Origin of the sequence: Brevundimonas sp. EAKA (genome assembly GCF_000698025.1) — a bacterium.
In the GTDB taxonomy this organism is placed as follows: Bacteria; Pseudomonadota; Alphaproteobacteria; order Caulobacterales; family Caulobacteraceae; genus Brevundimonas; species Brevundimonas mediterranea_A.
In genome coordinates this window covers 25,841-33,684 of sequence record NZ_JMQR01000026.1, presented here as the reverse complement: position 1 = coordinate 33,684, position 7,844 = coordinate 25,841, and the positions used below count along the sequence as shown (strand labels likewise).

The following is a 7,844-nucleotide window of genomic DNA, read 5'->3' as shown; positions in this document are numbered from 1 at the left end:
TCGGCCGGATTGGGCGCGCGGCGCACCTCGTCCAGCGCCTTCAGCAGCATCTGCCAGGTGCGCGACAGGGTTGCGGCCGGAATGGCGGCGCCCAGAGCGGCCAGCTTCTGCGCCTGGTCATTGGGCAGTCGGGTCGCGTTCGGGCCCAGCATCTTGGCCACTGAGGCGGCGTGGCAGTGTTCCAGCAGGTCGTTTGTCACCTGCACCGGATCGGCGCCGAAGCCGTACAGAGTGCGGAAATTCTCCAGGGCCTCGGGCGTGCGGCCGGCCATGACGGATTCGAACAGGGCGATGGTCTGGCTGCGGTCGGCCAGGCCCAGCATGTCGCGGACCGTCTCGGTCTTGACCATCTCGCCGCGCTCGGCCTGGACCAGGGCCTGGTCCAGCAGGGACAGGCCGTCGCGCACCGAACCCTCGGCCGCGCGCGAGATCAGGGCCAGGGCGTCCTGTTCGATCTTCATGCCTTCGCGCTCGGCGATCCGGCCCAGGTGGCCGATCAGGATCTCGGGCTCGACCCGACGCAGGTCGAATCTCTGGCAGCGGCTGAGGATCGTCACCGGCACCTTGCGGATCTCGGTGGTGGCGAAGATGAATTTGGCGTGGGGCGGCGGCTCCTCCAGCGTCTTCAGCAGGGCGTTGAACGCCTGCGTCGACAGCATGTGGACCTCGTCCAGCACATAGACCTTGTAGCGCGCCTCGACCGGGGCGTAGCGGACGCTCTCCAGGATGTCGCGGATGTCGTTGACGCCGGTGTGGGAGGCGGCGTCCATCTCCATCACGTCCATATGCTGGCCGGCCATGATGGCGGCGTCGTGCCGGCCGTGAGCGGTCAGGGTCAGGGACGGCCGGTCGATGCTCTCCGTCTCGTTGTTCAGGGCGCGGGCCAGCAGGCGGGCGGTGGTCGTTTTGCCGACGCCGCGGACCCCGGTCAGCATGAAGGCGTGGGCGATCCGGCCGGTCGAGAAGGCGTTGGTCAGGGTGCGGACCATCGCCTCCTGCCCGATCAGGTCCTCGAAGGTGCGCGGCCGGTATTTGCGCGCCAGCACCTGATAGGCGGACCCGTCGTCGGCATGGGCCTCGACGCCTGCGTGGGCCTGGTCAGAGGGGCGCGCGGGGGCGGTCACGGCTGGGGGCGGTGCGACGGGCTCGGGCGTGGAGGCGGGCGCACCGAACATGTCGTCGGTGTTTTCGTCGCGCGCGAGGACCTCGTCCTCTTCCCAGGGCGGGCCGTCGAGATTCGTGTCGCTGTCCGTCATGGGCGAAGTCTTACAGCGGGTCAGGTCTGCAGCGAAGCGATTCTCGGTCACCTCCCCGCTTAGCGAGGAGGTGGCGCGGCGCGTCTTCGCGCCGTGACGGAGGGGTCTTCACCGCATCACGAAAGTCAGTGGGGCCTCGAGAGCCCCTCCACCGCTTCGCGGTCCCCTTCCCCACTGCGTGGGGAGGAGACTGTGCGCGCTCAAGCAGCGAGCGACCGCGTCGTGAGCGATAGCGCAAAAAAGAATGAAGTAGAGACCGCGCGACCCGAAGGGGAATTCGTTGTGGCTGCTGCCTTCCGGCCCTGACCAGGTTGGCGAAGCCTTCGCCCGCGCGATCTCCGAGAGGGGATATGACGGGTGCGGCGAACGGAATCAAGGGTTACAAGGCCGCATGGCTCATCAGAACATCTTCGCCGGCAATCCCCTGGATCGGGCCGGCGACCTGCGCAACGATTCCGAATGGCTGGCCGAGCAGGAGGCCAATCCCGAAGCCCAGTCGATGGTGCTGTGGGAGGGGCGGCCGCTGGTCGAGGAGACGGCCGAGGGGCCGCGCCTGGCCTGGCTGTCGCTGAAACACGCGCGCGACATGGTTCCGGACCGCGATGTCTTCCTGGGTCTGTGGGCCGGGGCGCCGGTCTTCGCCATCGAGTTCGAAGGCTCGATTGATCCGGCCGAAGGGCCGGTGAGGGGATTGGGCGCCTTCCACGAGATGCGCGGCGCCGCAGCCATCCTGCCGGCCCAGGACGCGGCCATGGCGGGCGGGGCCAAGAGCCTGTTCGACTGGCGGCGCAAACATGGCTTCTGCGCCAACTGCGGCACGCTGAGCGAGACGACCTCCGGCGGGTGGAAACGACGTTGCCCGGCCTGCGGGACCGAACATTTTCCGCGCGTCGATCCGGTCACCATCATGCTGCCGGTCTACAAGGGCGGGCCTGAGCCGATCTGTCTGCTGGGCCGCCAGGCGGCCTGGCCTGTCGGGCGGATGTCAGCCCTGGCCGGCTTCCTGGAGCCCGGCGAATCCATCGAAGAGGCCTGCGCCCGCGAGGTGAAGGAAGAGGCCGGCCTGACCGTGATCGACACAGCCTACCACTCCAGCCAGCCCTGGCCCTTCCCGTCGCAACTGATGATCGGCCTGATCGCCGAGGTGTCGGACGACCAGGCCCGGCCGGATCAGACCGAGCTGGAATCGGTGGCCTGGCTGACGCGGGCCGAGGCCAAGGCCGTGATCGCCGGCGAACATCCGACCATCCAGGCCCCGCCGCCCTTCGCCATCGCCCACAGCCTGATCAAGGCCTGGGCGGAGGAGGCCTGATCTCCCTCCCCTTCATGGGGGGGGCGATTGCGCAGCGATCAGGGGGGATTCGTCAGGCCAGCGCTCGCGCCGCCTCCAGGTCCGCCGGATTGTCGACGGACAGGGGGGCTTCGTCGATGACGGCGGCCCAGATCTGCATGCCCATCTCCAGCGCCCGCAGCTGTTCCAGCTTCTCGCGCCTCTCAAGCGGCGACGGGGGCGCGGCGCAGAAGCGGTTCAGGGCTGCGCGGCGATAGCCGTAGACGCCGATGTGACGCCAGATGGGGGCGTCGCCGTACAGGGTGGAGCGGGTGAAATAGAGGGCGCGGCCCTGGCGCTCGTTCTCGCCCAGGGCCAGGATCGCCTTGACCACGTCGGGATTGGTCCGGTCCGACAGATCGGCCTCGATTGCGACCAGGGTGGCGATGTCGCAGCTCGGCTCGCCGTGCAGGATGGCGGCGCAGGCCGTGGCCAGGCCCGGGTCGGCGAAGGGCATGTCGCCCTGGACATTGATCACGGCGTCGAAATCGCCTTCCGGGTCGATGGCGTCGACGGCGGCGCGGATCCGGTCCGAGCCCGACGGCAGGTCGGGATCTGTCAGAATGGCGCGCCCGCCGATGGCCTCGATCGCGGCGACGATCTCGGGATCGCCCGCGGCGACCGCGACCGGCAGGCCCGAGGCCTCGGCCTGCTGATAGGCCCGCACGATCATGGGCTTGCCGCCGATATCGGCCAGGGGCTTGTTCGGCAGACGGGTCGCCGCCATGCGAGCGGGTATCAATATCAACGGATTCATGAGTCTACTCGGAGCCTGCCTGGATCAGCCGCCGCTGTTGGAGCGTTCGCGCCGGTTGCGAACCCCGCGCTACCGTGTAAGACCTGATCAGGCAAGGAAGGCTTCGCTGCGTAAGACGGCGGAGGTGGGAAACCTTAGGGACGGGATGAGACGACGCGCATGAGCGGCGATCTGAAATGGAACAAGATATTCGGTGCGGCCCTGGGGACGGCGTTCGTCATCCTGGTCGTGCAACAGGCGTCGGGCCTGATCTATCATTCCGCGCCGCCGGAAAAGATGGGGTATTTCGTCGATGCGCCCGATGAGGCCGCCGGCGCTGAACAGGCCGAGCTGCCGCCGGATTGGGGCACGGTCCTGCCGGCCGCCGATCTGGCCGCCGGCGAGGCCGCGTTCGCGCGCTGCCAAGCCTGCCACAATGCGGCGCAGGGCGGGGCCGACGGCATCGGCCCGAACCTGTTTGGCGTGGTCGGCGGCCCGGTCATGCACCGGGCGGGCTTCGCCTATTCGGACGCCATGGCCAAGCACAAGGCCGAGGCGCCGACCTGGGGTTATGACGAACTGAACAGCTTCATCACCGCTCCGGCTCGCTATGTGCCGGGCACCAAGATGTCCTTCGCCGGCATTCGCGATACGCAGACGCGGATCAATCTGATCGCCTGGCTGCGGAACCAGGGCTCGGGCGGCTTCGCCATTCCGGCGCCCGATCCGGCCCGTCAGCCCGGCGCGACGGCCCCGGCCGAAGGAGAAGCGGCGCCTGCCGAGGGCGCGCCTGCGACCGAGGCGACCGGCGAAACCCCGGCTGTCGGCGCTGCGCCCACGACCCAGCAGACCCCGGCGGCTCCGCCCGCTGCGACCAGCGCAGCGCCGCCGAACACCTGAGATCGACCTCGCATGGTCGGAATTGAAGCGGGGCGGCCTTTGCAGGCCGCCCCGTCGTCTTTTTGGGCCCTGATCGCGGGTGGTCAGAGAATCTGCGCCGCCTGCTCGAACGACAGGCGCGGCGAGCGCGGGAAAAGGTTCTCTTCCGTGCCGTAGCAGAGGTTGAGGATGTAGTGCGGCTCGACATTGCTGTCGGGGAAGAACTCCGCCTTCACGGGGCGGCGTCGAAGCCGGACATGGGGCCGACGTCCAGGCCCAGGGCCCGGGCGGCGATGGTCAGGTATCCGCCCTGAAGCGAGGCGTTGCGGAAGGCGCTCTCGCGACGTCCGGCCTCGTCGGCGAACCAGGCCTTGGCCCCCGGCGCGTGCGGGAACAGGGCGTCCAGATGCTCGTGGAAGTCGATGTCCTGGGCGATGATCAGGTTCACCGGCGCCTGCTGCGTCTTGGCGCGATTGCCCTCGCTCATCAGCGGGATCAGCCGCGCCTTGGCTTCGGGCGAGGTGACGAAGACGAACCGGGCGGGGCTGGCGTTGACGGCCGTGGGGCCGAACTTGGTCAGGTCGTACAGTTTGCGCAGCAGGTCCGGCGCGACCGGGCGGTCGCTCCAGGCGTTGCGGGTGCGCGCCTCGGTGAAGAGTTGCGACAGGGCGGCGTCCGACAGCGGGGCGTCGCGTTGGGTGGCGGCATCATAGGCCATGGGAAGGCGTCCTGATCATGAAAAGCAACAAGTGCAGGTGCTGATTTAGTCGCTTCAGCAACTGTTTCAAGTGCAAATCAGGCAATCCATCGTTTCCAAGGGGACGCACGTCATCCGGGCGAAACACCCCTGTCGCACCGGCCGGCTTCGTCTTATCTAGGGGGCATGAAAGACCTTACCCAACTGATGCAGCAGGCCCAGGCGATGCAGCAAAAGCTGCAGGACGCCCAGGCGAAGATGGCCGAAACCTCCGCCGAGGGCTCCTCGGGCGGCGGCCTTGTGACCGTGGCCCTGAAGGGCGCCGGCGAGATCACCGCGATCAAGATCGACGACAGCCTGCTGTCGCCCGGCGAGGGCGAGATCCTGGCCGATCTGATCGTGGCCGCCCACGCCGACGCCAAGCGCAAGCTGGACGAGGTCAACAACGCCCTGATGCGGGAAGCCGCAGGTCCGATGGCCGGGATGAATATTCCCGGAATGCCGAAACTGTTCTGATGGCCGCTTCCGCCGGGCCGGAGATCGAGCGGCTGATCTCCCTTCTCGCCAAACTGCCAGGGCTCGGCCCGCGCTCGGCCCGGCGCGCGGCCCTGGCCCTGCTGAAGCGGCGCGAGCAATTGCTTGTGCCGCTGGCGGCGTCCCTGGCCGAGACGGCCGAGAAAGTGGTGTCCTGTTCGGTCTGCGGCGCGCCCGACACGCGCGACCCCTGCGCCATCTGTTCCGACGGATCGCGCGACAACGGCCTGATCTGCGTGGTCGAGGAGGCCGGCGCCCTGTGGGCCATGGAGCGGTCCGGCGCCTTCCGCGGCAAATACCATGTGCTGGGCGGCCTGCTGTCGGCCCTCGACGGGGTCGGCCCCGAACATCTGCGCATCGCCGAACTGGTCGGGCGCGTCAGACATCAGAACGAGGGGGGCGGGGCCGTGCGCGAGGTCGTCCTGGCCCTGCCCGCCACCGTCGACGGCCAGACCACGGCCCATTATGTCGCCGAACGCATCTCGGGCCCCGACGTCCAGGTCACCTCCCTGGCGCGCGGCGTGCCGGTGGGCGGCGAGCTGGACTGGCTGGACGACGGCACCATTGTTCAAGCCATGCGGGCGCGAAGGCCGGCGTAAAGACGCCGCTGGCGGCTTTTCCGTTCCGCCGACTCCGGCTAGGAACGGAGCATGAACATGCTCGCGCTGATCCTCGCCGTTCTCGCCGCCGCCTTGGGGGGCGGATTCCTGTGGGCCTTCATGGGGTGGCAAAGAGCACAGGGGGCGCTGTCGGCGGCCCTGGCGCGCATTGATCTGGTCGAGGAGAGCCGGGTCACGATGGGCGAATTGCTGAAGGCCCAGGCCGCCCAGTCGGCTCAGGTGGTCGCCGACCAGATGGTCAGTCGCGCGACCGAGACCTTCCGCGCCCAGGACCAGTTGGCGCGCGAGCGGATGGCGGCCCAGCTGAAGCCGGTGGCCGACACCCTGACGAAGTTTCAGGAACATGTGGCGGCGCTGGAAAAGACCCGCGCCGAGGAGACCGGCGGCCTGAAGGAACAGCTGACCCAGCTGATGGCGGCTTCGTCGGCCACGCGGGACGAGGCGCGCAAACTGACCGAGGCCCTGCGCGGCAACACCGGCCGGCGCGGTCGCTGGGGCGAGCAGACCTGCCGCAATGTGCTGGAGGCCGCCGGCATGGCCGGCCGGTTCGACTTTACCGAACAGACCTCGAGCGCCGATGACGAGGGGCGGCAGAACCGGCCCGACTTCCTGGTGCGTCTGCCGGGCGGCGGCCTGTTCGTGATCGACGCCAAGGTGCCCCTGGCCTTTGATGACGAGGAGGGCGACGAGGAGGCGCGCGCCCGGTCTGTCGGTCTGCGCATCGCCGCCAGCCTGAAAACCCATGTGCGCCAGCTGTCGTCCAAGGCCTATCAGGACCAGTTCAAGCCCAGCCCCGATTTCGTCGTCCTGTTCGTGCCGGGCGACAGCTTCCTGTCCACCGCCCTGGACCATGCGCCGGACTTGCTGTCGGACGCGATGGAATCGCGGGTCGTCATCGCCACCCCCTCCACCCTGTTCGCCCTGTGCAAGGCCGTGGCCTATGGCTGGCGGGCCGAGGAACAGGCGGCCAACGCCGACAAGGTCGCCGCCCTGGGGCGCGAACTCTACAAACGGCTGTCGGTCATGGGCGGCCACGCCTCGGCGGTCGGCCGGGCGCTGGATCAGGCGGTCGGGAAATATAACCAGTTCGTCGGCTCGCTGGAGAGCCAGGTCATGGTCTCGGCCCGCCGGTTCGAGGATCTGCAGGTGGACCACGAGGGCAAGGAAATTCCTGCGCTTGCTCAGGTCGAAACCCAGCCGCGCACCATCGCCCGGCCGGAGTTGACGGCGCCGACAGACAACTGAGCTTGTCTCTTTGACAAGTGTGCTTGACAGCTCGCTAAGCCTCGTGAGACAAGCATCCTTGTCATAAGGACAAGGAGCATTGTCATGGCCAAAGGCCTCTGGAAACTCATCGCCCTGTCGCTGGCCGGCGTGCTGGCGGTCATGGTGATCGTTGTCATCTCGGCGGTCGTCTTCGTCTTCGCCTCAAACCGCGGTTTGGTCGAGGAGGACACAGCCTTGCTGGCGGTCATCGGCGTCATGGCGGTGCTGATGATGGCCTTGGCGCTCTGGCTCGGTTTCGCCTGGATGGTTCGTATCGACGAGGCGGCGCGCGAGGCGCACAAGGCGGCCTGGTATTACGGCGGGTCCGTCGGTCTCGCTGTAGGCGGCGTCTTCATCGTCCTTGCCACCGCGCCGCCGGCTGAGCGGTTTGTGATCGCTTCTCCCTTCGACGGTCGGACCGACCCCGCCGCCTACGCCGCGACCGGCGCCCTGGGCATGATGGCGCTGATGCTGATCGGTTACGCCGTGGTCTGGGGCTGGTGGTGGCTGGCGCGCCGGTGAGGGC

8 protein-coding genes, 1 other RNA gene and 1 pseudogene are annotated in these 7,844 nt (G+C 68.3%); 6 read left to right on the top strand and 4 right to left on the bottom strand.

What is annotated here, in order from left to right; translation table 11 throughout:
- Both ER13_RS05915 and ffs read right to left on the bottom strand, forming a co-directional pair.
- On the bottom strand, positions 1 to 1,256 hold a 1,256-nt coding region (locus ER13_RS05915), incomplete at its 3' end, for a DNA polymerase III subunit gamma/tau (protein WP_035307517.1).
- A 246-nt stretch (positions 1,257 to 1,502) separates the two neighbouring features.
- Positions 1,503 to 1,598, bottom strand: an RNA gene (gene ffs / locus ER13_RS17930) — signal recognition particle sRNA small type.
- 49 nt (positions 1,599 to 1,647) lie between these two features.
- On the opposite strand from ffs, the gene nudC reads away from it, so the two are divergent.
- On the top strand, positions 1,648 to 2,568 hold the full coding sequence (nudC, locus tag ER13_RS05910) for an NAD(+) diphosphatase (RefSeq protein ID WP_035307515.1): 921 nt from the start codon (positions 1,648 to 1,650) through the stop codon (positions 2,566 to 2,568).
- Between the two features lie 52 nt (positions 2,569 to 2,620).
- On the opposite strand, the gene ER13_RS05905 is transcribed toward nudC, so the two are convergent.
- Positions 2,621 to 3,343 carry a 3-deoxy-manno-octulosonate cytidylyltransferase gene (locus ER13_RS05905; protein ID WP_081836141.1) on the bottom strand — a complete coding sequence of 241 codons (723 nt, stop codon included), beginning with the start codon at positions 3,341 to 3,343 and terminating at the stop codon, positions 2,621 to 2,623.
- Between the two features lie 159 nt (positions 3,344 to 3,502).
- Between ER13_RS05905 and ER13_RS05900 the strand changes: the two genes are divergently transcribed.
- A complete protein-coding gene (locus tag ER13_RS05900) occupies positions 3,503 to 4,222 on the top strand; it encodes a cytochrome c family protein (protein ID WP_008260941.1) in 720 nt (239 codons plus the stop codon).
- Between the two features lie 83 nt (positions 4,223 to 4,305).
- Here the strand turns inward: ER13_RS05900 and ER13_RS05895 are convergent.
- A pseudogene (locus ER13_RS05895) lies at positions 4,306 to 4,919 on the bottom strand (malonic semialdehyde reductase).
- Between the two features lie 165 nt (positions 4,920 to 5,084).
- Here ER13_RS05895 and ER13_RS05890 point away from each other — a divergent pair.
- From ER13_RS05890 to ER13_RS05875, 4 genes are all read left to right on the top strand, one after another.
- The gene (locus ER13_RS05890) at positions 5,085 to 5,414 is read left to right on the top strand and encodes a YbaB/EbfC family nucleoid-associated protein (protein WP_008260925.1); all 330 of its coding nucleotides are present in this window, start codon (positions 5,085 to 5,087) and stop codon (positions 5,412 to 5,414) included.
- A complete protein-coding gene (gene recR, locus ER13_RS05885; RefSeq protein ID WP_008259401.1) occupies positions 5,414 to 6,031 on the top strand; it encodes a recombination mediator RecR in 618 nt (205 codons plus the stop codon). Before ER13_RS05890 ends, recR begins: the two co-directional genes overlap by 1 nt.
- Positions 6,032 to 6,082: 51 nt before the next feature.
- A complete protein-coding gene (locus ER13_RS05880; RefSeq protein WP_035307510.1) occupies positions 6,083 to 7,297 on the top strand; it encodes a DNA recombination protein RmuC in 1,215 nt (404 codons plus the stop codon).
- A gap of 84 nt (positions 7,298 to 7,381) precedes the next feature.
- Positions 7,382 to 7,840: a hypothetical protein gene (locus tag ER13_RS05875; RefSeq protein ID WP_008264238.1), complete on the top strand. Its 459-nt coding sequence runs from the start codon at positions 7,382 to 7,384 to the stop codon at positions 7,838 to 7,840.
- Positions 7,841 to 7,844: the final 4 nt, after the last annotated feature.